Genomic DNA, 21,442 nt, shown 5'->3' with positions numbered 1-21,442 from the left:
GTCTCGCCCACGGCGCCCCCGGGAGAGGCCTGCCGCGCGGCCCCCGGGCACGGCGCGGGCCCGGGCCACCCTGGGGTGGTCCGGGCCCGGATGGCGGTGCATCACGTGCGGTGCGGGTCAGCCCTCCTGGGAGTCGTTCCAGGGCTCCGGGGAGTGCGGGTCGGCGTCGATCCGGATCTCCAGGCAGTTCACCTGTTCCTCGTTCTGCGCGTGGTCGACCGAGCGGTACTCGACCTGGTGCCGGCCGTGGCCGCGCACCGTGAACGGACCGGTGTAGCGCGTCCACTCCCCGCCGTCGACGCGGTAGTCGGTCATGGCGACGCCGGTGATGTCGTCGGTGGCGTCGAGGGTGACCGTGACGTCCGAGTGGAAGACCCCGTGCCGGTCGGGGTGCGGGTGGGTGCGGGCCGTGGTGACCGGCGGGAGCGTGTCGAGGGGAAGCTCCATGACGGCGTCATCCATGGTCATCTCGTTCTCCTCGGTCGGCGCCGGGACGCCGTTCGCGCCGGAGTGGGCGATCGAGCCGCCGCGCAGCTGGATGCTGCCCCAGTCGTCGTGGCCGGGCAGCAGGGTCTGCAGCGTGTCGTTGTTGGTGTCGAACGCGACGGTGTTCTGGCTGATCATGCCGTCGCAGTTCCAGTCGACCTGGCCGGCGCCCGACTGGACGGTGACGAACCGCGAGCCCTGCTTGGTGTTCGGACACCAGTGCATGACGTCGTAGCCCGCGGTGCTGGACGGGAACTGGCGCTCGTTCAGCGTGGGCTCGTTCAGCGTGCCCACCTGCCGGGAGTAGTCCATGATCCCGGTGGTCGTGCCGATCGACAGGCCGCCCAGCTGGTAGGAGTAGTTCATCACGCTGAAGTACTGCGGCTGGTGGTTGGGCGTGTCGGCGTTCCCGGCGTGCTTCAGGCCCAGGTTGTGCCCCAGCTCGTGCATCAGCGTGCCGGCCTGCTGGTTGAGGTCGCCGACCTGGTTGGTGAAGCTGCCCAGGCTGACGATGAAGTCGCTGCTCGGGGCCCCGGCGGCGATGCCGCTGTAGGTCACGCCGGGCTGCAGGTTGTGGGCCGAGATCGCGTAGTGGAAGATCGAGCTCCGGCCGGTGCTGATGAAGCCGCCCTTGGCCGTCTTGATCTTGTTGAAGTCGTCCCAGAGGTAACGCCCGTTGGCGTCCACCGTCCCGAGGTTGGCCGCCTCGGTCTGCTTCTTCGCCTTGCTGAGCGTCCCCCAGGTGGTGTTCGTCGTGAAGTCGAGGATGCTGTCCGGCCCCTCGTCGACGTGCAGGTTGATCCCCGTGGTCGGGCTGTGCCGGTTGTACGGGGAGTTCTTGAAGGCGTCGACCACCTTCCTGATCGCGTCACCGGTGAGCGCGTGGCTGTGGGTGGCGTCGGCCATCCAGTCGACCTGGACGAAGATGTCCGGCTTGTTGACGTCGGCGCCCATCGCCTTGAGGTCGATGAACTGCGCGGGACTGCCGTCGCTGGGCTGGATCGTGACGCCGTTGCGCTTCCAGTCGTCCGGGATCCCGTCACAGGTGGTGGAGTTGCAGTCGATGGTGAAGGTGACGGGGGTGAAGGGGTCGGTGCCCCCGGTGTGGCCGGCCACGTAGCCGGTGGGCGCGGTCTCGGTGAAGGTGTTCGGCTGGTCGAGCGGGGCCGGGACGTTCCAGCCGAGCGTGATCACGGTGCCCTGGCTCTCGCCGCTCACCTGGTAGGTGACGGTCCCCGCCGCGCCGTCGGAACCGTTGCACACCCCCACGTTGAACGCGCCGGTGCCGCCGAGGGCGGCGAGCCGGGCCGGCGGGTTCGCGTTGGCGCACCCGTTGGTGATCTGGAGGTTGACGAAGGTCAGGTCGCGGTCGCTGCTGTTGACGAGGTTCACCCCGAGCAGGCCGCCCGCCCGGCGCGCGGCCGCGGCGGGGGTGATGGCGGCGACGAGGGTGAGCAGGACGAGGGCCAGCACGAACAGGGGTGCCGGGCCGCGGTGCCGGAGGAGCCGTGGGAGCACGGCGGCACCGAGAGGACGATCTGCGGTCATGTCAGCACGCTAAGTGTCCGACCGTCGCGAACCTGTCATGCCCCGTCGGACAGTCACCCCGACGGCGGCTCCCGGGGTCACGTCGGCGGGATCGCCTGCGCGCGGGTCGGCGGTGTCGGCAGTGTCGGCAGTGTCGGACGGGGCGTCGGACGGGGCGTCGGACAGGGCGTCGGACGGGGCGCCGGCGACCGTCCGCGCGGTCGCGGGCGCGGTCGCCCGCCAGCACCGCCGCACTGCCTGGCGGCCGCGGACGGAGACGGCCAGGGCGAGGGCGACGAGCGAGGCAAGGGCGGCAATGAGGATCATGGCGAGGCCGCAGCCGACCAGCAGGACCGGCGCGGCCACACGGTTCAGGAGCAGCCCGCCGAGCGTCGCACCCAGTGGCGAAGCGGTGATCAGCACCGCACTGCGGGCGGCGAGCACGGTGGTGAGCGATCCGCTCGGCGCCCGTTCCTGCAGCAACGCCAGCGACAGCGCGGAGTACGGTCCGTAGACGACGCCGGCCGCGGCGAAGCCGATCAGCGACGGCACGGGGGTGTGGGCGACCGCGAAGGGCAGCAGGCCGATGCCGTGGCCGGCGACGATCGCGAGCATGGTCGGCCACAGTGGCAGTCGCCTGGCTGCTCCGGCACCCAGCGCCCCGACGACGGCTCCGGCGCCGAACGCGGCCCAGTAGGCGCCGAGCAGACCCGCGCCGTCGTCCAGGGAGCGCGCGACGAACAGCGGCAGCGCGACCTCGACCGGCCCGTAGGCGAGGTTGAACAGCCACGTCAGCACCAGCAGTCCGAGCAGCTCCGGGTGGTGCCGGAACACCCCCAACCCCTGCCGCGTCCCACCGGCACCGGGCGGCCCGGCCGGCGCCGCCGGCAGGGCGATCCGGCCGACCTGCACCGCGAGCACGGCGAAGGTGACCGCGTCCAGGCCGATGATCCACGCCGGCGACACCGCACCCGCCAACAGGCCTGCCAGCACGGGGCCGAGCACGGTCGCGGTCGACAGGCTGGTGCTCAGCACACTGTTCGCGGCCAACCGCAGACCGTCGTCCAGCAACGGCGCGAACAGCGCGTACTTGCCGGCCTTGCCCCAGGCGTGGAAGAGCGAGGACGCACCCAGCAGGACGACGTAGCCGACCGGGCCGAGCACGCCGGTCAGCCACCCGACCGGGATCAGGCCCAGCAGCAGGGCCCGCAGGACGGCGTCGGCGACCAGCAGCCGCTGCGCCGACAGCCGCCGCAGCCGGCGGCCAAGCACCAGCGCGCCGAGCGCGCCCGGCAGGGTGTACGCGGCCACGCAGATCCCGACCAGCGCGCCCTGCCCACCCTGCGGGGCCAGCGAGAGCGCCAGCCAGGCGACGGCCACGGTGCTCATGCCGTCCCCCAGGTCCGACAGGGCGAAGACCGGCAGCAGGCGACGGAAGGGGCGGACGGCGAACAACGGGCGGTAGGCCCCGGGCAGCACGTGCCCCAGAGATGAGAACATGCACGTCACCGTCGTGCTTCAAGCGCGCGTGAAGTCAAGCCGGTCGGGGGAGCATGGGCGTGCGGTATCTGGGGATCGGCGAGCTGTCACGGACCGTTGGGGTCCGGGCGTCCGCGCTGCGCTACTGGGAGGAGCGCGGACTGCTGCCGGGTGCCCGACGCGAGGCGGGACGGCGGGTCTGGCCGGCGAGTGCGGTCCGGCGGGTCGCGCTGATCCGGATGGCACAGCGGGCCGGCTTCACGCTCGCCGAGATCGCCGGGCTGTTGAGCGGCGACACCTCACCGGGGGCCACCCGCCAGTGGCGCGAGCTGGCCGCCCGCAAACTTCCCCAACTCGACGACCACATCGCTCAGACCCAGGCGCTGCGCCGGGCGGTCGCGGACTGCATGGCCTGCGGCTGCATGAAATTCGACCAGTGCGTGCTGCTGGCGCCCCCCGGCGAGGCGCCCTGACACCTGTCGCCGGGGGTCGAGGTCGGGCGCGCTCTGACGGTCAGTCAACTCGTCTGAGAGGAAGGAGACTCGGCCACCGTCGAGGCGGTGGAAGCGCTACGGAGCCTTGTCCGGACACCGGGTGTCCACCCAGGTGGCCGTCAGGTCGCGGCAGGTCACGGTGAGCGTGCCCGGGCGGAATGCGACCTCATGGGTGCATCCGCGGTCGTGCGGCAGGATCTCGTCCAGGATCACGGTTCCGAGGTTCGTCCACTCGGGACCGGCGGGAGCGTCGACCTCGAAGGCGGAGACGCCCGTGTAGCGGATGATCAGGTCCTCTTCGTGCTTCCAGCAGTTGTGGCGGAACCTGAGTTCGACCTCGTCGTTCTCGCCGGCGCCCGGATCGCCGAACCGGACGAGTTCGAGAGTCAGGTCCTTGACGCATCGCTTGCCGTAGAAGTCGTAGTGCTCCCCGTCAGTCGCGAACGCACGGGCTCCGGCCGGCAGGGCCTCGGCGAACGAGGGAAGCTGTTCCAGGTAGTCGGTCGGACTGATGACCCCTGTCAGCCCGCCCATCGTCGCGTTGACGTCGACGTACCGCATCCATCGCTCCTTCATCCCCCCACTCACCTCGGTGGGCCGCGGTCATCGTCACACGGCATGACAGCGCACCGCCGCTCGATTTCGCCGGGAGGCAGCCGGGGTGATCGCAGGCCGCGCCGGCTGCCGCTGCCGGGCGGGGCCGTCTACGGCGGGCGGATCCTGCGGCGGGTCAGCCGATGGGGGTGCCGACCTGGTCGCGTTCGAGGACGGTCCGCAGGGTGGAGAAGGCCTGTGCGACGGCGGACAGCGCGGGGCCGTCCAGGGCGCCTCCGAGCAGTTCGGCCAGGCCGTCCGTGAAGGTCCGCTCCGCCTCCTCGACGAGCCGTGCGCCGTCGTCGGTCAGGGCCAGCAGTGAGGAGCGGCGGTCGGCCGGGTTGGGCCGGCGGGCCGCCCAACCCTGCTTCTCCAGGCGGTCGACGCCCTTGCTGGTCGCGCCGACGCCGATGGCGAACTCGGCGGCGAGGTCCGCCACCCGGCACCCGGGGTGGTCCCGCAGGTAGCTCAGGAACTCGTACTGCGAGGTGACGATCCCGTGCCGCGCGCGGAGGCGGTCGCTGAGGGCGTTGTAGAGGCGCGTCTCGCACCGGACCAGGTCGGCGAACAGCTCGGAGAAGTCCGCTGCCGCGGGCCCTCCACTCGATGTATATTCCACGGCATATAGTGTACAGGAAGCTACTTTCTGGCAGGAGTGTGCCCATGAGCAGGGAACAGCGCATCCGGGTCGACGAGATCCTGAGGCAGCCGGACCCCGACGGCCCCCGGTCGGTCGAGGAGATCCGGGCCGGATTCCGGGAGCTGATGGCCCGGATGATCGTGCCCCACGACCGCATCCGCACCTCGCCGACGACGCTCGGCGGTCGGCCCGCACTGCGCGTCGAGCCGACGGCGGGAACGGGCCCCCGACCGGACGGCGACTCGGGCTCGGGCTCCGGCTCCGGCTCCGGCTCCGGGACGATCCTGTACTTCCACGGGGGCGCCTGGGTCTTCGGCTCGCCCGAGACCGCGCTCACGCTGACCGGCAACCTCGTGGCCAGGACGGGCCTCGGCGCGTACTCGCTGGACTACCGGCTCGCCCCCGAACACCCCTTCCCCGCCGCGATCGAGGACACCCTGAGCGCCTACCGCGCCCTCCTCGAACGCGGTGAGGACCCCTCCGACATCGTCCTCGCGGGAGACTCCGCCGGCGGCGGCCTCGCCGTCACCACCTGCCTCGCCGCCCGGGACGCGGGACTCCCCCAACCCGCCGGCATCCTGGCCTTCTCCCCCGGCACGGACGCGACCCGGACCGGCGAGAGCATGGACACCAAGGAGGGCATCGACCCGATCTTCAGCCGCGCGGCCCTCGAACACACCGGGGCCCTGTACCTCGCCGGCGCCGACCCGCGCCATCCCCTGCTGAGTCCGGCCGTCCACGCCGACCTCACCGGCCTTCCCCCGATGCTGATCCAGGTCGGTGCCAACGAGATGCTGCTGGACGACTCCACCCGCCTGGCCGCGCGGGCGAGTGCGGCGGGCGTGGACGTCATCCTCGACGTCACCGCCGACGTGCCGCACGTGTTCCAGGCCTTCGCCGGCGTCCTCGACGAGGCGGACGAGGCACTGGACCGGGCCGCACTGTTCCTTCGTCAGCGGATCCGGGCCGGCAGTGCCACGCACCGGACCGCGCCCGCCACCGCCGGCTCGACGGGCTGACCCCGAGGGCCCGTTCCGGAGCCGCGCCGAACGCGGACCTCCTCGACTGTCCGTACCGTGTACGGGCGGGCTCTCGTGCGGCGATCCGGGCACCCCGGCGCGGGGCCGGCAGCGGCATCCGGAACCCGGCCCGTCGACGGGTGTCGAGAGCGGGCCGCCGGCTCCGTCCCCGGTATACCGGTGGCTCGGAGGGCCGCCCAACGCAGAGGAGAACCGTCATGACGCTTCAGCGGATGGACAACATCGGCATCGTCGTCGAAGACCTGGACGCCGCCGTCGCCTTCTTCACCGAACTGGGCATGGAGGTCGACGGCAAGGCGCGGATCGAGGGCCACTTCGCGGATCAGGCCATCGGACTCGACGGAGTCCGCAGCGACATCGCGATGATGCGGACCCCGGACGGCCACGGCAAGTTGGAGCTCGCGCAGTACCACCACCCCGCGGCGATCGGCGACGGACCGCACGACCCGCCGCCGAACACGCTGGGCCTGCACCGGGTCATGTTCGCCGTCGACGACATCGACGACACCATCGCCCGCCTGCGCCGCCACGGCGCCGAACTGATCGGCGAGGTGGCGCAGTACAAGGACGTCTACCGCCTCTGCTACCTCCGCGGCCCCTCGGGCATCATCCTCGCCCTGGCCGAACAGATCGGCTGACGGCCCTCCGCTGCCGGCCGGCGACCCCCGACGGTCGTTCGGCAGTTTCGCCAGGCGGCGTGCGGTCCGTAGGGTCGGGCGGGTGCGCACGCGTGAGCGACGGGTGGACCTTGGACTGCCGCCGGGCTGCGGTTCGGTGACGGTCTGGTGGGTGCTGGTCCGACGGCAGTCGCAGGAACCGGTGCGGGTGCAGGGAGTTCGCCGATCGGTGGAAGGGCGTGGGTGGCGTGGGACCTGACGGTCAGGCGCGTTGGACTCGGTCGGGGGTGCGGTTGCGCCGTGTCCCGGGAACCGAAGGGCGGTGGAACTGGCTGTTCGTCCCGGGTGGTCCCGGTCTGGGCTCGGAGTCCGTGCTGGGGCTGGCCCGCGCGGTCGAGGTGCCGGGCACCGTGTGGCTCGTCGACCTGCCGGGGGACGGTTCCAACCGCGGTGTGCCGCAGGTTCCTGAAAGCCCGTACGAGCTCTGGCCCCACGTGCTGGCCGAGGCGGCGGACGAACTGGACGACGTGGTCATGGTCGGCCATTCCACCGGCGGGATGTTCATGCTGGCCACGCCCGAACTGGAAGGCCGGCTGGCCGGCATGGCCCTCGTCAGCAGCGCGCCGCACGCGGGCTGGCGCGAGGCCTTCGCGCGGTGGGCGCAGGCCCACCCGCTGCCCGGGTTCGAGGAGGCGGCCGCGGCGTACGGGCAGGACCCGAACGACCGGACGCTGCGCGCACTCACCCTGACCGCCGCGGAATGGAACTTCACCACCGCGGCCCTGGCCGCCGGCCGCGCCGTTCTGGCGGACCTGCCCTACTGCAACGCCGCGGTGGCCTGGGCCGACGCCCACTTCGACGACGCCTACCGGGCGCGCTGGACACCGGCGGCCGGCGGGCTTCCGACCTTGATCGTCAGTGGCGGCGAGGACCACGTGGTGGACCAGGTCCTCTGGCAGCGGGAGGCGGCCTTCGACCGGCCCCACGTCCTGCGGCGCACCATCGGGGGCGCGGGTCACTTCCCCTGGCTGGAGGCCCCCCACGCCCTCCGCACGGCCTTCGCCGACCTGACCGCCCTGCTGGAGCACTCCGCCGGACAGCCCGGCCGCCGCTCCGGCACCGCGGAGCAGCCGGGACGGGAAGGGGCCGGACGAGAGAGCGGCCGCGCCGGGTAGGAGCACACACCCGACGACCACACCGGGACCAACCCCGGTACGCCGTGCCCCTGCCCTGACCGAACCGGCAACCCGGGGGTCAGTGGCCCGGGTCTCCCGCTTCGGCGCGGAGTCGCAGCAGGTGGCGGATGAGGTCGAGGTGTCCCGGTCGAGGCGGCGGCTCCGGCTTGTGGGGAGCCGACCGCTTGTGGGGGCTGACGGCCTGTGAGGGGCCGCCGATTCCGGCGGTCACCTCCGTGAGACCTCGTACGCCTCGCGGATGCTCGAAGGGATCCGCCCGCGATCATTCACGGACAAGCCGTTGGTGCGGGCCCAGCGGCGTATCGGCTCGTCCTCCGGGCGGGGCTCGTCGGGCTCACGGGGCCTCACAGGGGTGCCGGGGCCCCTCCAGTCCCCGGTGGAGACTCCTTCCAGCAGATCCGCCGCCGCCTGGAAGAAAGCGGACAACGAGGCGTACACGCCTTCCTCGGGAACGGACGCCTCGGCCCATCGTCCGACCGTCCCCTCGACCGTGTCCAGAAACGTCCCGTGGAGGCCGTCACGATCCGCGGCGATCGGCACCCACTCCGGGCGCCAGGACGGGCAGTCGGGGACTTCGGACGGTTCCATCCGCTCCACGTCCAGCCGGTGGAGGTAGACGCGCTGGATGTCCCCCAGGCCGAGCAGGAGACAGCCGCCGGGAACGGGCACGGCGCACCCCTGCTCCACCAGACAGTTCGGGGCATCGGGTCGCCCGGTGGCGTCCACGTCGTTCGCCAGAAGCCACTGCCGCACCTGCTCCGGCAGTTCCAGGCCCATGCACAGTTCGGCCCGGCCGATGGCCTCCTGGCTCCCGGGACCGCCGAGGGAGGCGAAGACCCGGGGGTCGTTCCGTTCGAGCCACGCGGTCACCCGGGCCCACGCCTGCCGTACGTCTCCTGTCTCGTTCATCGGACTTCCGTTCGTGTGTGACGACCGCTGATCACGTATGGGAGCACGGTAGGCGTCACCACTGACAAGGACTCACCCACCCGGCACGGGTTGCCCTCCGGTCCCTCGTCCCGTTGCTGCCGCCGCCGGGGTGGCATGGGCGCCTTCGGGCGGCGTGGGCCCTGCCGGGCAGCAGGGCCCACGCCGTGACCGGCGAAGCAGCGCCGGGCCGTGCTCTCGACGAGCAGCGTCCCGGCCGACACTGCTCACGGTCCCATGGCGGCCTGACGGCCCGGCCTCACGTCAGGTGCCGGACGAAGAACTGGGCCGCGGCGTCCCCCGCGAACTGCGGGACGCCGGTGTGCCCGCCGAGGTTGGCGTGCAGCGTCTTCTCCTTGGAGCCGAAGGCGTCGAACAGGTCCAGGGCCGCCTGCCGGTCGTTCCCCTCGTCGTCCCACTGCAGCAGGACGTGCAGCGGAATGGTGACCCGGCGGGCCTCCTCGAACATGACGGCGGGCACGAAGCTCCCGGCGAACAGGACGGCGGCCTTGATGCGCGGTTCGACCACCGCCAGCCGGGTCCCGATGGCGATCACTCCGCCCGAGTAGCCGACCGGGCCGCCGATCCCGGGCAGCGGGAGGAGGGCGTCCAAGGCGGCCTGCCATTCCGGGACGGCCTGGTCGACCAGCGGGAGGACGAGCCGGTCCACGATGTCGCCGCCGACCGGCTCGCCGGCCGCCAGTGCCCGGCGCAGGTCGGCGCGGGCCTGTTCGGCAACGGCGGAACGGGGCCGGTCACCGCTTCCGGGGAGCTCGATGGTGGCCGTGGCGAAGCCGTCCGCCGCGGCGTGCCGGGCCCGGGCCACCAGTCGGGGGTACATCTTCTGCAGTCCGCCGGGGTGGCCGAGCAGGATCAGCGGCGCCGGTGCGGATGCGGCCGCGGACGGGGACGGGGACGGGGGCGTCCACAGGATGCCGGGGATCTCGCCGAGGGTGAATTCGCGTTCGAGGACGCCGTCGTCGAGGCGCTGCTCGGAGGTGAAGTGCATGGTCATGCCTTTCGGGAGTGCTCGTGAACGGCGCTCCCGGGACGACCTATCGCCCGACCGTGACCCCGGAGGGGAGCACCCATGTCGATACTGCGTTCACGGGTACCACCTCCTCGTTCTCTCGCACGGCCACCGGAAACGTAGCAGGGGTCGCGGTGGCCCGCCAACAGGTTTTCACGGGGGATCCACGGCCGGGCGGCTCGGCTCGGCTCGGCTCGGCTCGGCTACGACAGCAACTGCGCGGGGACGTCGGTGGCCCGGGTGAACACCGAGACCGGGTACTGGGTGTCGCAGTACTTGTTGCCGGTGGAGACCACACCGATCAGGACACCGCCGGCCACCAGCGGCCCGCCCGAGTCCCCCTTGCAGACACTGTCCGTCGTACCGGTCCGCGGCAGACCACAGACCTTGAGCAGCGGCGAGTCGTCAGGCGAGGTGTACGGGTCGCACGAGGCCGGCGGAGCCAGCGTCAGCACCGCCTGCTTGAGGTGCGTACCGGGGCCGTCCGCGCCGGTGCGCCCGAAGCCCAGCAGCGTGGCCGGGCTTCCGTACCGGTACAGCGCCTCGTCGCCCTGGCGCGCCACCCGGACCGGCTTGTACGGCAGCGGACGGTCCAGGACGAGGACGGCGGAGTCGTGGTCCAGACCGGAGGTGTGGCGCGGGTCCACCCGGTAGCCCTTCACCCGGCGGACCTGGCCACCGGAGCGGGTCAGGTCGCTGCGTCCGGCGATCACCTGCAGCGAGCCAGGGTCGCCCGCCTCGGTGACGCAGTGGCCCGCGGTCAGCACCTTGTCCGGCGCGATCAGCGCGCCGGTGCACCACTGCTCGCCCGAGGCGGTCTCCAGCGCCACGACGAAGGGGTGGGAGGCGGTCGTGGTGGTCGATCCGCCGTGGACGGCGGCGGCCGGCGCGGCCGCAGCGGCCACCAGAGCGGCGGCGGCCAGCAGGACGGTGACCGGGCGTCGGTTCGAGGTGCGCATGGACAGGGCTTCCTTCCGAGAGCGAGTGGCGAGGGACGGGATCGTTCGGCGGGCCGGGCAGTGCCCCGCAGCGGACGGGGCACTGCCCGGCCGCCGTACCGATCGCCGTCGCACCACAGGCTGCTCCCCAGTCCGTCCCACCCGCCAGCCCTGCCCGGCGATCCGGGACGCCGGAACACCGGCACCCGCCCTGAACTGCGGATTCGCCGCCGCCTGGAACGCCGCAACGGAACGACGGGGAGCCTGGAACGGCTACTCGGCGCTGCCCTTGGTGCCGTTCCCGTCCGGTCCGGGGGTGTGCTGTCCCAGGCCCCGGCGGATCGCCAGCTCCACGGGCGAGTACGCGCCGTCGGCCCGCTCCAGTTCGTACGGCGCGGCCGGCATCAGCGGCGGCTGGGCCATGAAGCGGGGCCGCACCCCGTGATGCGGTTGTGCCGCGTGCACCAGGAACGGATGACAGAGGAAGACGTCGCCCGGGGACCCGGTGGCGAGGGCGAGCGGCCGGTGGGCGGAGGCCGCGACCAGGTCGGGCGCGATGGTGAGCCCGCTCGCCCCGTCCTCGCCGTACTCCTCCAGCACCTTCGGCACGTCGAGGTGTGAACCGACCCGGATCCGGGTCGGGGCGTCCTCCTCGCCGACCTCGCTGAACAGGAACAGCATCAACAGTGCCCGCCCCCGGGAGCGCAGATTCGTGAAGTACCAGCTCTCACCCTCCGGCAGGTAGCTCCCCTCGATGTGCCAGCCCGCGTCGTCCGGCTCCTCCTCGTGCGGGAAGCGCAGCGGGAACGTGCCCAGCGAGTAGCGCGGCTCCCACCGTCCCGCGCCGACGAGCAGGTCGTACGCGCGGTGCAGGGACGGGGAGTTGGGGGCGGCGGCGAACGGCCCCTGCGCCATGCCGGCAACCCGGTGCACGGGCTGCGTCCACGTCGACGGGTCGTCCGGGTCGCAGCCCGTCTCCCGCCACAGCAGCCGCGCGCAGTCCTCGGCCACCCGCGGCGCGACGGCGCCCTCCAACTTCACGAAGCCGTCACGGAGGAATCGGGATACCAACGTCGTGTCATCCATGCCCCCATCGTGCGGCACCACCGGTCCCGGCCACCCGACATTCCCCGCACCGCCTTCGTCGGGTGATCGCCCGACCCCGTGGGCGGTCGCCGACCACGGACGCTCCGGCGGCCTTGACCTCAACTGCACTTGAGCTTCTAGGGTCGGCCGCATGATCTTCACCGACAGGGAACGCGCGTACCTCGCCGCCCAGCCGCTGGCCCGCCTGGCGACCACCGGTCCCGACGGCGGTCCGCAGGTCCGCCCGGTGGGCTTCCGGCTCAACGACGACGGCACCGTCGACATCGGCGGGCCGGCCATGGCCCGCAGCCGGAAGTACCGCAACGCCCAGGCCCGTCCCGACGTGTCCGTACTGGTCGACGACCTGGCCCCGGCCGACGACCCGGTCGCCGGCGGCTGGGGGCGCGGCATCGAGATCAGGGGCCGGGCCCAGGTGCTGACCGTCGACGTGCCGCCCGTGTCACCCGACCACTTCAGCACGGACATCATCCGCATCCACCCCCGGCGGGTCATCACCTGGAACCTGGAGACCCGGGGGACCACCGCCCGCGACATCGGATGACAGGGCAGACGCCAGGCGGCCGCGACAGCCTCGGCGGCCGCACCGGAAACGACAACGAGAAGACGGTGGAAGGAGGCTCGCGCATGGTTCTCGCCGGCAAGGCCGTGGTGGTCACCGGGGCCGGGCGTGGGTTCGGAAGGGCGTTCGCGGTGCAGGCGGGCCGGATGGGGGCGCGCGTGTTCGTCTCCGCTCGCACGCCGGCCGCCGCCCGGACGGTGGCCGAGGAGGTGGCGGCCGACAGCGGTGCGCAAGTGGGCGCGTTCGCCTGCGATCTGGCCGACCCGGCCACGGTACGAGGCTTCGCCGAGGGGGTCGCGACGCACACCGCCCGGGTGGACGTGCTGGTCAACAACGGCGCCCGGTACCTGTCCGGCCCCGACCTGTGGGACGCCGACGACGAAGCGATCACCGACACCGTCGCTTCCGGAGCCACCGGCACCCTGCTGACGGTCAAGCACTTCCTGCCCCTGCTGCGCGCTTCCGAGGGCGCCGATGTGGTCAACCTGGTCTCCTCGGCCGCCGAGGCCCGGAACCACCGGTCCCGGGCACACCCCGCGTTCTACGCGGCCAAGGCCGCCCAGGCCGGCTTCGCCGACGTCCTCTCCCACCGGCTCCGCCCCGAAGGCATCCGGGTCATCTCGCTCTACCCGCCGGACTTCACGGACGGCGACCCGCTCCACGCCACCTGGGACCGCGCCTCCCGGACCGCGGACGACCCGCTGACCGCCCGGTCCGTCCTCGACTGCGTCCTCTTCGCGATCGGCCAGCCGCGGGACTGCTTCATCCGTTCCTTCCACTTCGAGCAGCTGTAGATCCCGACGCACCGTCAGTGGGAGACCCTCCGAGCACAATCGGCCGTGACCCGGCAGTTCCCGTCCACCCGGGGGGCGATGCCGCCCTGGGTATAGTGCGGGCTCGGGGGAACAGCGGCGGCCCGAACCAGGCCGACCTCGCCTTCGTCGTTCTCCGGTACCCCGGACCCTGGCGACCCCCCGATGACCACATCACCGAGGAGGCCGTCCCATGGAACCCGTCACCCTCATCACCGGCGGCTCGACCGGGATCGGCGCCGCCACCGCCCGCGCTCTGCTGAAGCACGGCCACCGCGTGGCCGTCACCGGACGGGACGCGGCGAAGCTGGCCGCCTTCGCCGCCTCCGCCGCGGCGGGCGAGCGGCTGCTGACGATCACCGGCGACACCAGCGACGAGCGGGACGTCGCCGCCGCCGTGCGCCGGGTGGTGGACACCTGGGGCCGGCTGGACAACGTCATCGCCAACGCCGGCTTCTCGCTGCCCGGCAACCTGGAGACCCACGCCCCCGCCGACATGCGCACCATGGTGCTCACCAACGTCCTGGGCCCGGCCCTGCTGGTGCGGGAGACCCTGGCGCACCTGCGGGAGTCCAAGGGACGGATCGTCATCATCGGTTCGGTCGCCGGGGTGCGCAACACTCCCGGCAACCTCTACTCGGTCACCAAGTGGGCCGTCCACGCGCTGGCCGAGAACACCCGCCTGCTGGTCGGTCAGGACGGCGTCGGCGTGACCGTCGTCGCCCCCGGCGTGGTGGACACCCCGTTCTGGGACCAGCGCGGCGGCACCCCCGACGCCCAGCCGGTGCTGACCCCCGAGCACATCGCGGACACCATCGCCTTCGCCCTCAACCAGCCCGCGGGCGTGGACATCAACCACATCACCCTGCGCCCGACCGGCCAGCTCGGCTGACGATCGACATCGCGGGCACGGACCCGGCCGCCACGGGATCCTGGAACCGGGTCCGCGCCGCACGATCCGGAGTCAGACGGTGTCGACTCACGGCTGCGTGAGCAGGTCCCTCGTCCACTCCCGCTGCTCGGCCGTGTCCGGGACGGCGAGCCCACGCGCTCGTTCGATCCGGCTCCAGGCGGTGTCGGGATCGGCGCCGTCGAGGATGAGGAGTGCGGCCGCGAGGAGGGACGAGCGTCCGATGCCGGCGCGGCAGTGGGTGACGACGTGGGCACCGTCGCGGAGCCTTTCGGCCAGTCCGCGCAGGGTGGGCAGGATCGCGGCGCGGTCGGGGACGGCGCGGTCGGGGATGGGTATCGCGACGAACTGCAGGCCGGCTGCTGCGGCTGTCCGGGGTTCGTCCGCGAGGCCGAGGTCGTCGAGTTCGGGTCCGGTGAGCGCGCAGACGAGGACGTCGACGCCGCAGTTCCTCAGTGCGGCCATCTCGTCTTCGAGCCAGTCATGGCCACGGGGTCTGGCCATGGTGCTCAGTCGTCCCGGGCCGGGGAGGTCGATGGTGAAGAGGGCGGGTCGCATGTCAGCTGCGCTTTCGGTCGGTGGAGTCAGATGGTGATCGGACGGTCAGGGGGCCGTGGGCCGACCGGGTCCGGCGAGGCGTGCGTCGAGCAGACGGGGGCACTCCCGGCCGTCGTCGACGGCGGCGCCGTTCCGCTTCGGTGAGCGGAACGCTCACGGCATGCGCGGCAATTCGGCTGCGGGTTGGGAGAGTTGGACTTTCGTCGATCCGCCTGGGGCGGGTGGAAACCGCAGCGGGCGCAGGCCCATCCGGTGCCGGCACCGTTCGACGAACGGGTAGGAGCACAGCCCGGTGGCCGCGATCGTAGTACTGCCGTGGCGCGACCGGTAGCCCGCGACCCCGGAAGTGACGGCGTCTCGGTCGACCAGGGCCTCGATCGCGCGGTCGGTGCGGGAGAAGTGGTGCGAACGCATGCGGTCGCAGCGCCGGCTGCCGAGCCGGCGGTGCCCGACGGCCCGGCCCCATGACCGACACACCGCACTGACGAGTCGTCCGCATCATGCAGTCAGATGACTGATGTGCGCCCGGGTGCGGGTCGACGAGAGTCGAGGACGCCGGGTTCCCCGGTGGCGGGCGCGGAAGCGTGCCCGCGTGCTTGCCGACACACGGGATCGAGGAGTACCAGGATGGTCATCAGTCAGCGGCTCGCCGGGAAGTGGAAGACGGCCCTGGTCGCCGGGGCCGCGGCCCTTGCCGTCACCGGCGGCGTCGCCGCGCCGGCCGACGCGGCGCCCCGGTCGGGTTCGGCGGTGGACGGCCTGAGCATCGAGAACGTGGCCCTGTCCGGCGACGTGCAGCTCGGAGAGCCGGCGCACCCCCGGGACCACCCGGGCGGCCGCCCGCTGATCAAGCACTACTGGATCGCCAAGCTGGGGTACAGCGCCGTGTCCGCGCTGAACCAGCGGACCAACTACGCCTGGCAGCGCAACTACAAGGACTGGACGGTTGCCATCGTCGGCAACAACATCCAGGGGAAGGAAGTCACCGTCTACACCAAGATCACCAACCTGATCTACGGTGAAGGCGGCGTCATAGGTGCCCAGACGGCTCCGACGGCACAGGTGGCGATCGCCCACAACACCATCGTGGCCCAGGGGAACGTCAACATCGTCACCGAGATCGTGAACGTCCACCTCATCAGCCCCAAGTGGGAGGACGTGTTCAACGCCGACTGCCGCGCCCAGGAGGATCTCCGCAACACGCTGAAGGCGCAGCTCGCCTGCACGATGGGCTGAGCCCCATCTGATCACCGGCCGGCTACGGCTTCCCGCGGTGAATGCCGACTGTGCTTGGGTGGTGGGGTGACATCTGCAGAACGCCTGACCTCCCGAGCACGGCATGGCGGACACCGTGAGGTGCTCCCCGAACTGCTGGCGCTGGCCACCGATCCCGCCGCACGGCCCGACCCGGCGTGGGAGGCCGGAGCCGCGGCCGTCCAGATCCTCTGCTGGGACGACCGCTTCGCGGAGGCGGCCGAGCTGGCCGAGCTGTTGATCGAGCGTCAGGGGCCGGCCGGCGGGGCCCTGTGCGACCAGGACATGCCGTTCGACGAGGCGTTCCTGGTCGCCCAGCTCTATGCGGGCGTGCCCGCCCAGCCCCGGCTGCGCGCCGCGGCCGACCACATCCCGGAGGGCCGGATACTGCGGGACCAGCTGCTCTGGCTGGCCGAGCAGCTCGACCTCCGGCCGGTGGAGTGGCTGCTGCCGTGCCACTACGACTGGGGCGGGCCGCTCGTACCTCGGGAGGATGTGATCGGCGAGTGGCTGCTGGACCGCGAGTTCGCGGCGCTGGAGCCACGCGAGAAGCGGGTCGCCTGGGAGGCGATCGCCAAGACCAACGACTTCGTCCGCGGACGTGAGCTGGTCGAGTCGCACGGTGAGCTCCCGGAGCAGTACTACCTCCGCCTGTGGCTCGCCGGCTGGTACGCCGTCGAGGGCGACATCGCGGGCGGCGAGCGAATGCTGCTGGCCGCGCACGAGCGGTGGTGGCCGTACATGAGGTGGGACGTGATCCCGACCTCCGAGGTGGTGCAGCCGACCTTGCGGCGGGTCGTCACCGACAAGGTGCGGCAGCACTTCCTCACCAGCCCGACCGGCCCCGAAGCGGCCGGCCGGCCTTCGTAGCGGGAGCCGGCACGTCCGACCCGGTCATCCCGGCGGGCGGCGTCGGAGTCGGCCGGGCGACGTAGGAACCGGGCGGCCGTCCGTTCCGCAACCCGGATGGAGTAGGCCGGGCCCCGGCGGCTCCCCCGCCGCGGCGCCGCTCACGTGCGGGAACCCCGAACCCCGGCAGAATCGATGTGTGGGGGCGGCCCCGGCTGCGCTGCAGGCGCCTACGTGAGAGGACCATGTCATGCCCGACTTCCACCCGAAGCACGACCACCTGATCGTCAAGCCGATCGGCGGGGCGGCCCCGCAGGACCCGGACCGGTGGAAGGGCGAGGTGGTGGCGGTGGGGCCCGGCCGAACCCTCGGGAGCGGCAAGCCGCACCCGGTGGACGTCAAGGTCGGCGAGCGGATCCTCTTCAGCCTGAGCGCCGGGTCGCAGTTCGAGGCGGACGGGGAGCAGTACGTCGAGCTCCCCGAGGACGACGTCCTCGCACTCTCCGCGGAGTAGGAGCACGAGCACACCCGCCGGACGAGCACCAGCGCCGAACGAGCGAGCGGCGGGCGTGGCGTCCCCGCCGTCCTCGGCCCCACCGTCCTCGACCCCGACGGCCCGGGCCCCGAGTACCACCCCGAGATCCGCCCCGAGATCCGCCCCGAGACCCCCTTGGAGATTCCCGCCATGACCGAACAGGCCACGACCGAACAGGCACCGGCCCGGATCGGCGTCACCGGCCTGGCCGTGATGGGCCGCAACCTGGCCAGGAACTTCGCCCGCCACGGGCACCGCGTGGCCGTGCACAACCGCACGTGGGCACGGACCGCGGCGCTGCTGGAGGAGTTCGGGCACGAGGGCGACTTCGTGGCCGCCGAGACCACGGAGGCGTTCGTCGCGGCCCTGGAACGCCCCCGGCTGATCGTGATCATGGTCAAGGCCGGGGCGCCGACCGACGCGGTCATCGACGAACTGGTGCCGCTGCTCGACGAGGGCGACGTGGTGGTGGACGGCGGAAACGCGCACTTCCCCGACACCAGGAGGCGCGAGGCAGCCCTGCGGGAACGCGGGCTGCACTTCGTGGGCAGCGGGATCTCCGGCGGCGAGCAGGGTGCGCTGGAGGGGCCGAGCATCATGCCCGGCGGCACGCCGGAGGCCTACCGGCTCCTGGGGCCGCTGCTGGAGGACATCGCCGCCAAGGTCGACGGCAAGCCCTGCTGCACCCACGTCGGGCCGGATGGCGCCGGCCACTTCGTCAAGATGGTCCACAACGGCATCGAGTACGCCGACATGCAGCTCATCGCCGAGGCGTACGACCTGCTGCGGCACGGAGCCGGGCTGCAGCCCGCCGCGATCGCCGAGGTCTTCCGGGCCTGGAACGGCGGGCGCCTGGAGTCCTACCTGATCGAGATCACCGCCGAGATCCTCGCCCACACCGACGCGGCGACCGGAAAGCCCTTCGTCGACGTGGTGCTGGACCGGGCCGAGCAGAAGGGCACCGGCCGCTGGACGGTCCAGAGCGCGCTGGACCTCGGCGTGCCCGTGAGCGGGATCGCCGAGGCGGTCTTCGCCCGCGCGCTGTCCGGCAGCGTGCCGCTGCGGCAGGCCGGCCGGGGCCTGCCCGGCCCCACCGAGACCTGGCTCGACAGCGCGGCGGCGGACCGGTTCGCGGAGGACGTCGAACAGGCCCTGTACGCCTCCAAGATGGTGGCCTACGCCCAGGGCTTCAACCAGATCCAGGCCGGCAGCGCGGAGTACTCCTGGGACATCGACCCCGGGGCGATGGCCACGATCTGGCGCGGCGGCTGCATCATCAGAGCCCGCTTCCTGGACCGGATCAGGGCCGCGTACGAGGCCGACCGGGAGCGCCCCACGCTGCTGACCGACGCGCACTTCCAGGAGGCACTCGGCTCCGCGCAGTCGGCCTGGCGGCGGGTCGTCTCGGCGGCGGTCCAACTGGGAGTGCCCGCCCCCGGTTTCGCCACCGCGCTCGCCTACTACGACGGCCTGCGGGCAGGACGCCTGCCGGCCGCGCTGGTGCAGGGCCAGCGGGACTTCTTCGGCGCGCACACCTACCAGCGCGTCGACCGGGACGGGACCTTCCACACCCGCTGGGAGGTCCCGGGCCGCCCGGAGGAACAGCGCTGACGTACCCTCGACCATCGGCACCGTCCGGACGTCCGGGAGTCCGGGGCCCGCCGGCCGTCCCGGCCGTGGACATCGGAGGGTGCGGTCGGGGAGGCGCCTGCTCCCCCGCGCGCCGATGCTCGCCGCTGCCCGACCAGCCGCCAAGCAAGGAGACTGAACACCGTGACCGATGTGCGAGAGACCCTGGACTACCAGACGTTCGGCCGGGCGGTGCGCGAACTCGCGCAGACGATCGCCGACAGCGGGTACGAGCCCGATCTCATCCTGAGCATCGCCCGCGGTGGCGTGTTCGTGGCGGGCGGTCTGGCGTACGCGCTGGACTGCAAGAACGTCCACCTGGTGAACGTCGAGTTCTACACGGGCGTGGGCACCACCCTCGACATGCCCGTCATGCTGGCACCCGTCCCCCAGGCGGTCGACTTCACCAGCAAGAAGGTCCTGATCGCCGACGACGTCGCCGACACGGGCAAGACACTGAAGCTGGTGCACGACTTCTGCCTCGACCACGTCGCCGAGGTGCGGTCCGCCGTCATCTACGAGAAGTCGCACTCCCTCGTGCAGTGCGAGTACGTGTGGAAGAGGACCGACGACTGGATCGAGTTCCCGTGGTCGACGGAAGGTCCGGTCGTCAGGCGCCCCGGCCAGGTGCTCGACGCCTGATCGCAGCAGGACTCGGCAGTACTCCCGGCTACGGTTCGCCCGGGAGCGGGTGATCGTGGTGCCGGTTCGGCCCGTCGGCCGCGGGCGGGCGCCGACGGGCGGCGCGCGGGATCAGGGCCGGATCCGCGTCCTCGTCATCCGCCCGCGACGTCCTCCGCCTCCGCCTCCCAGCGCAGCAGGTCGCCCGGCTGGCATTCGAGCACCTCGCAGAGCGCGGCGAGCGTCGCGAAGCGCACCGCCTTGGCGCGGCCGTTCTTGAGTACCGCCAGGTTGGCTGGAGTGATCCCCACGCGGTCCGCGAGCTCCCCCACGGACATCTTCCGCCGGGCCAGCATCACGTCGATGTCGACGGCGATCGGCATCAGATCACCCCGTCCAACTCCACCTTCATCCGCGCGGCTTCCACGTCGCGCGCGACGGCCTGGGTGAGCAGCATCCGCAGCACCAGCACGATGAGCGCGACCCCCAGGATGGCCACACCGACCCCGCCCATGATGATGGTGACGCCCGGGTCCTCCCGCTGGCCGGGCGCGTTGACGGCCGTGACCGCGAACCACACGAGGGCAGCCGCGGTGATCGCACCGATCACGCCGTCCACGTACCGGAAAGCGGCGTGGGAGAACACGGTCCCCCGCCGCACCATCGCCACCAGACGCCACACGCAGACCAGGGCGACCTGGGCCGACACCATGCCCAGGATCGTGATCACGCGCAGCGGGGTCAGCGGCCACGGCGCGTCCTTGGTGGCCATCGCCCACACCATCGATGCCTGCACGAACACGGTGCCGGCGAGCACCACCACGAGCACGGCGCGCAGCGCAGCCACTGTCAGCTTTCCCATGGCCATCCTTCCATCGAATTGCGATGGGAATCTATCGAATATCGATAGGCACGGCAAGGGCGGTCAGCGCCCGCCAGCGGGAGGGCGCCGTCACGGCGTCACGAGGAACCGGGCGGGGGCGGGATGCGGACCAGGAGTTCACCGGCGGCCCGGGTCAGGCGCGCGGTGATGTCGTCCGGGGCCGGCTGCGATCCGTCAGGGCTCGTGTACACCGCCACCGCCTCGACCATGGGCGCCAGCTCCTCGCCCTCCCCGTAAGCCTCGGCGACGTTCTCGATGATGAGTCCGGCCCCCTCGAAGGGGTCGAGCCATCCGCCGACGATCTCGGCGGCCCACCAGCGGGCGAGCGCCAACCGGCCCTGCCAGTAGTCCCCGTGGTCCCCGAGCGGGTGGAGGCCGAACCCGAGCTCGTCCATGACCCGGTCGAACAGCCCCGGAGCCTGGTCCTGCTCACCGCCGAGCAGCCAGGCGAGGTGCCACAGCGACGGGGTGTCCACGCCGGCGGCCAGGGCACGGAGTGCCGCCTGCATCAGGAACTCCGGCTCGGCGTGCCGGCCGTCGACCCACCAGTGGGCGATCTCCCGCAGCTCCCGCACCGCCTCGGCCGCCGTTCCGGGGGCTTCGTTCGTCGTCATGGCGGCATCCTGCCGGGCACCGCCGACCGCAGGCCAGCGGATGTCCCGCGGCCGGCCTCGACCGCGGCCACCGCTGTCGTGCCGGGCGCGGCTACGGTCGGCGAACCGGTGCGCAACGAGAGCCGCGACGGCCGCCCTGCCGG

Annotated in this window: 23 protein-coding genes and 2 pseudogenes; 12 read left to right on the top strand and 13 right to left on the bottom strand. The window is 72.3% G+C overall.

Annotation, left to right across the window (positions count from 1 at the left end):
• Positions 1-117 precede the first annotated feature (117 nt).
• Both ABTY56_RS18180 and ABTY56_RS18175 read right to left on the bottom strand, forming a co-directional pair.
• Positions 118-2,034 (bottom strand): OmpL47-type beta-barrel domain-containing protein, encoded by a 1,917-nt coding sequence (locus ABTY56_RS18180; RefSeq protein ID WP_350629819.1) that lies wholly within the window; start codon positions 2,032-2,034, stop codon positions 118-120.
• 9 nt (positions 2,035-2,043) lie between these two features.
• Positions 2,044-3,513 (bottom strand): MFS transporter, encoded by a 1,470-nt coding sequence (locus ABTY56_RS18175; RefSeq protein ID WP_350629818.1) that lies wholly within the window; start codon positions 3,511-3,513, stop codon positions 2,044-2,046.
• 59 nt (positions 3,514-3,572) lie between these two features.
• On the opposite strand from ABTY56_RS18175, the gene ABTY56_RS18170 reads away from it, so the two are divergent.
• Positions 3,573-3,965 carry a MerR family transcriptional regulator gene (locus tag ABTY56_RS18170; protein ID WP_350629817.1) on the top strand — a complete coding sequence of 131 codons (393 nt, stop codon included), beginning with the start codon at positions 3,573-3,575 and terminating at the stop codon, positions 3,963-3,965.
• 96 nt (positions 3,966-4,061) lie between these two features.
• Here the strand turns inward: ABTY56_RS18170 and ABTY56_RS18165 are convergent, their stop codons facing one another.
• The gene (locus ABTY56_RS18165; RefSeq protein ID WP_350629815.1) at positions 4,062-4,547 is read right to left on the bottom strand and encodes a hypothetical protein; all 486 of its coding nucleotides are present in this window, start codon (positions 4,545-4,547) and stop codon (positions 4,062-4,064) included.
• Positions 4,548-4,716: 169 nt separating this feature from the next.
• Positions 4,717-5,199, bottom strand: coding sequence for a MarR family winged helix-turn-helix transcriptional regulator (locus ABTY56_RS18160; RefSeq protein ID WP_350629814.1), 483 nt, complete (start codon positions 5,197-5,199; stop codon positions 4,717-4,719).
• Positions 5,200-5,243: 44 nt separating this feature from the next.
• On the opposite strand from ABTY56_RS18160, the gene ABTY56_RS18155 reads away from it, so the two are divergent.
• From ABTY56_RS18155 to ABTY56_RS18145, 3 genes are all read left to right on the top strand, one after another.
• Positions 5,244-6,239 carry an alpha/beta hydrolase gene (locus ABTY56_RS18155; RefSeq protein ID WP_350629813.1) on the top strand — a complete coding sequence of 332 codons (996 nt, stop codon included), beginning with the start codon at positions 5,244-5,246 and terminating at the stop codon, positions 6,237-6,239.
• 218 nt (positions 6,240-6,457) lie between these two features.
• Complete coding sequence (locus ABTY56_RS18150; RefSeq protein ID WP_350629812.1) at positions 6,458-6,898, top strand: VOC family protein; 441 nt, start codon at positions 6,458-6,460, stop codon at positions 6,896-6,898.
• Positions 6,899-7,116: 218 nt separating this feature from the next.
• Entirely contained in the window at positions 7,117-8,052 is a 936-nt protein-coding gene (locus tag ABTY56_RS18145) for an alpha/beta fold hydrolase (protein ID WP_350629811.1), read from the top strand.
• Positions 8,053-8,280: 228 nt separating this feature from the next.
• On the opposite strand, the pseudogene ABTY56_RS38850 reads toward ABTY56_RS18145, so the two are convergent.
• From ABTY56_RS38850 to ABTY56_RS18125, 5 genes and pseudogenes are all read right to left on the bottom strand, one after another.
• Positions 8,281-8,391, bottom strand: a pseudogene (locus tag ABTY56_RS38850) (Lsr2 family DNA-binding protein); the annotation flags it as partial.
• Positions 8,392-8,493: 102 nt separating this feature from the next.
• Positions 8,494-8,982: pseudogene (locus ABTY56_RS18140) on the bottom strand (SMI1/KNR4 family protein); the annotation flags it as partial.
• Positions 8,983-9,259: 277 nt separating this feature from the next.
• Positions 9,260-10,009, bottom strand: coding sequence for a dienelactone hydrolase family protein (locus ABTY56_RS18135; protein WP_350629830.1), 750 nt, complete (start codon positions 10,007-10,009; stop codon positions 9,260-9,262).
• Between the two features lie 224 nt (positions 10,010-10,233).
• Positions 10,234-10,989 (bottom strand): S1 family peptidase, encoded by a 756-nt coding sequence (locus ABTY56_RS18130; protein WP_350629809.1) that lies wholly within the window; start codon positions 10,987-10,989, stop codon positions 10,234-10,236.
• A 252-nt stretch (positions 10,990-11,241) separates the two neighbouring features.
• On the bottom strand, positions 11,242-12,054 hold the full coding sequence (locus ABTY56_RS18125) for a phytanoyl-CoA dioxygenase family protein (protein WP_350629808.1): 813 nt from the start codon (positions 12,052-12,054) through the stop codon (positions 11,242-11,244).
• Between the two features lie 151 nt (positions 12,055-12,205).
• Here ABTY56_RS18125 and ABTY56_RS18120 point away from each other — a divergent pair, with 151 nt between their 5' ends.
• From ABTY56_RS18120 to ABTY56_RS18110, 3 genes are all read left to right on the top strand, one after another.
• A complete protein-coding gene (locus tag ABTY56_RS18120; RefSeq protein ID WP_350629807.1) occupies positions 12,206-12,616 on the top strand; it encodes a PPOX class F420-dependent oxidoreductase in 411 nt (136 codons plus the stop codon).
• An 83-nt stretch (positions 12,617-12,699) separates the two neighbouring features.
• Positions 12,700-13,428: an SDR family oxidoreductase gene (locus ABTY56_RS18115; protein ID WP_350629806.1), complete on the top strand. Its 729-nt coding sequence runs from the start codon at positions 12,700-12,702 to the stop codon at positions 13,426-13,428.
• Positions 13,429-13,639: 211 nt separating this feature from the next.
• On the top strand, positions 13,640-14,338 hold the full coding sequence (locus ABTY56_RS18110) for an SDR family oxidoreductase (protein ID WP_350629805.1): 699 nt from the start codon (positions 13,640-13,642) through the stop codon (positions 14,336-14,338).
• 87 nt (positions 14,339-14,425) lie between these two features.
• Here ABTY56_RS18110 and ABTY56_RS18105 read toward each other — a convergent pair whose 3' ends face one another.
• Complete coding sequence (locus ABTY56_RS18105; RefSeq protein ID WP_502893145.1) at positions 14,426-14,914, bottom strand: phosphatase domain-containing putative toxin; 489 nt, start codon at positions 14,912-14,914, stop codon at positions 14,426-14,428.
• 627 nt (positions 14,915-15,541) lie between these two features.
• Here ABTY56_RS18105 and ABTY56_RS18100 point away from each other — a divergent pair.
• The 5 genes from ABTY56_RS18100 to ABTY56_RS18080 all read left to right on the top strand — a co-directional run bounded on the left by ABTY56_RS18100 (position 15,542) and on the right by ABTY56_RS18080 (position 19,823).
• The gene (locus tag ABTY56_RS18100; RefSeq protein WP_350629803.1) at positions 15,542-16,150 is read left to right on the top strand and encodes a hypothetical protein; all 609 of its coding nucleotides are present in this window, start codon (positions 15,542-15,544) and stop codon (positions 16,148-16,150) included.
• A 120-nt stretch (positions 16,151-16,270) separates the two neighbouring features.
• Positions 16,271-17,038, top strand: coding sequence for a hypothetical protein (locus ABTY56_RS18095; protein ID WP_350629802.1), 768 nt, complete (start codon positions 16,271-16,273; stop codon positions 17,036-17,038).
• Positions 17,039-17,267: 229 nt separating this feature from the next.
• Positions 17,268-17,531: a co-chaperone GroES gene (locus ABTY56_RS18090; protein WP_350629801.1), complete on the top strand. Its 264-nt coding sequence runs from the start codon at positions 17,268-17,270 to the stop codon at positions 17,529-17,531.
• Between the two features lie 171 nt (positions 17,532-17,702).
• Positions 17,703-19,163, top strand: a complete 1,461-nt coding sequence (gnd, locus tag ABTY56_RS18085; protein ID WP_350629800.1) for an NADP-dependent phosphogluconate dehydrogenase — start codon at positions 17,703-17,705, stop codon at positions 19,161-19,163.
• Positions 19,164-19,325: 162 nt separating this feature from the next.
• Complete coding sequence (locus ABTY56_RS18080; RefSeq protein WP_350629799.1) at positions 19,326-19,823, top strand: phosphoribosyltransferase; 498 nt, start codon at positions 19,326-19,328, stop codon at positions 19,821-19,823.
• Between the two features lie 134 nt (positions 19,824-19,957).
• On the opposite strand, the gene ABTY56_RS18075 is transcribed toward ABTY56_RS18080, so the two are convergent.
• From ABTY56_RS18075 to ABTY56_RS18065, 3 genes are all read right to left on the bottom strand, one after another.
• Positions 19,958-20,185, bottom strand: coding sequence for a helix-turn-helix domain-containing protein (locus ABTY56_RS18075; RefSeq protein WP_350629798.1), 228 nt, complete (start codon positions 20,183-20,185; stop codon positions 19,958-19,960).
• On the bottom strand, positions 20,185-20,664 hold the full coding sequence (locus ABTY56_RS18070) for a DUF2975 domain-containing protein (protein WP_350629828.1): 480 nt from the start codon (positions 20,662-20,664) through the stop codon (positions 20,185-20,187). The genes ABTY56_RS18075 and ABTY56_RS18070 overlap by 1 nt, the downstream gene beginning before the upstream one ends.
• 98 nt (positions 20,665-20,762) lie before the next feature.
• The gene (locus tag ABTY56_RS18065; RefSeq protein ID WP_350629797.1) at positions 20,763-21,299 is read right to left on the bottom strand and encodes a hypothetical protein; all 537 of its coding nucleotides are present in this window, start codon (positions 21,297-21,299) and stop codon (positions 20,763-20,765) included.
• Positions 21,300-21,442 lie beyond the last annotated feature (143 nt).

The organism is Kitasatospora sp. NPDC097691 (assembly GCF_040302665.1).
In the GTDB taxonomy this organism is placed as follows: Bacteria; Actinomycetota; Actinomycetes; order Streptomycetales; family Streptomycetaceae; genus Kitasatospora.
The sequence above is the reverse complement of the archived record's forward strand: the minus strand, read 5'-3'. Positions and strand labels throughout refer to the sequence as shown.

Coding starts and splice junctions, on each gene's coding strand:
- ABTY56_RS18180 (WP_350629819.1), bottom strand. CDS start 2,034: ATGACCGCAGATCGTCCTCTCGGTGCCGCCGTGCTCCCACGGCTCCTC.
- ABTY56_RS18175 (WP_350629818.1), bottom strand. CDS start 3,513: ATGTTCTCATCTCTGGGGCACGTGCTGCCCGGGGCCTACCGCCCGTTG.
- ABTY56_RS18165 (WP_350629815.1), bottom strand. CDS start 4,547: ATGCGGTACGTCGACGTCAACGCGACGATGGGCGGGCTGACAGGGGTC.
- ABTY56_RS18155 (WP_350629813.1), top strand. CDS start 5,244: ATGAGCAGGGAACAGCGCATCCGGGTCGACGAGATCCTGAGGCAGCCG.
- ABTY56_RS18150 (WP_350629812.1), top strand. CDS start 6,458: ATGACGCTTCAGCGGATGGACAACATCGGCATCGTCGTCGAAGACCTG.
- ABTY56_RS18135 (WP_350629830.1), bottom strand. CDS start 10,009: ATGCACTTCACCTCCGAGCAGCGCCTCGACGACGGCGTCCTCGAACGC.
- ABTY56_RS18130 (WP_350629809.1), bottom strand. CDS start 10,989: ATGCGCACCTCGAACCGACGCCCGGTCACCGTCCTGCTGGCCGCCGCC.
- ABTY56_RS18125 (WP_350629808.1), bottom strand. CDS start 12,054: ATGGATGACACGACGTTGGTATCCCGATTCCTCCGTGACGGCTTCGTG.
- ABTY56_RS18120 (WP_350629807.1), top strand. CDS start 12,206: ATGATCTTCACCGACAGGGAACGCGCGTACCTCGCCGCCCAGCCGCTG.
- ABTY56_RS18115 (WP_350629806.1), top strand. CDS start 12,700: ATGGTTCTCGCCGGCAAGGCCGTGGTGGTCACCGGGGCCGGGCGTGGG.
- ABTY56_RS18110 (WP_350629805.1), top strand. CDS start 13,640: ATGGAACCCGTCACCCTCATCACCGGCGGCTCGACCGGGATCGGCGCC.
- ABTY56_RS18105 (WP_502893145.1), bottom strand. CDS start 14,914: ATGCGACCCGCCCTCTTCACCATCGACCTCCCCGGCCCGGGACGACTG.
- ABTY56_RS18100 (WP_350629803.1), top strand. CDS start 15,542: ATGGTCATCAGTCAGCGGCTCGCCGGGAAGTGGAAGACGGCCCTGGTC.
- ABTY56_RS18090 (WP_350629801.1), top strand. CDS start 17,268: ATGCCCGACTTCCACCCGAAGCACGACCACCTGATCGTCAAGCCGATC.
- gnd (WP_350629800.1), top strand. CDS start 17,703: ATGACCGAACAGGCCACGACCGAACAGGCACCGGCCCGGATCGGCGTC.
- ABTY56_RS18075 (WP_350629798.1), bottom strand. CDS start 20,185: ATGCCGATCGCCGTCGACATCGACGTGATGCTGGCCCGGCGGAAGATG.
- ABTY56_RS18070 (WP_350629828.1), bottom strand. CDS start 20,664: ATGGGAAAGCTGACAGTGGCTGCGCTGCGCGCCGTGCTCGTGGTGGTG.
- ABTY56_RS18065 (WP_350629797.1), bottom strand. CDS start 21,299: ATGACGACGAACGAAGCCCCCGGAACGGCGGCCGAGGCGGTGCGGGAG.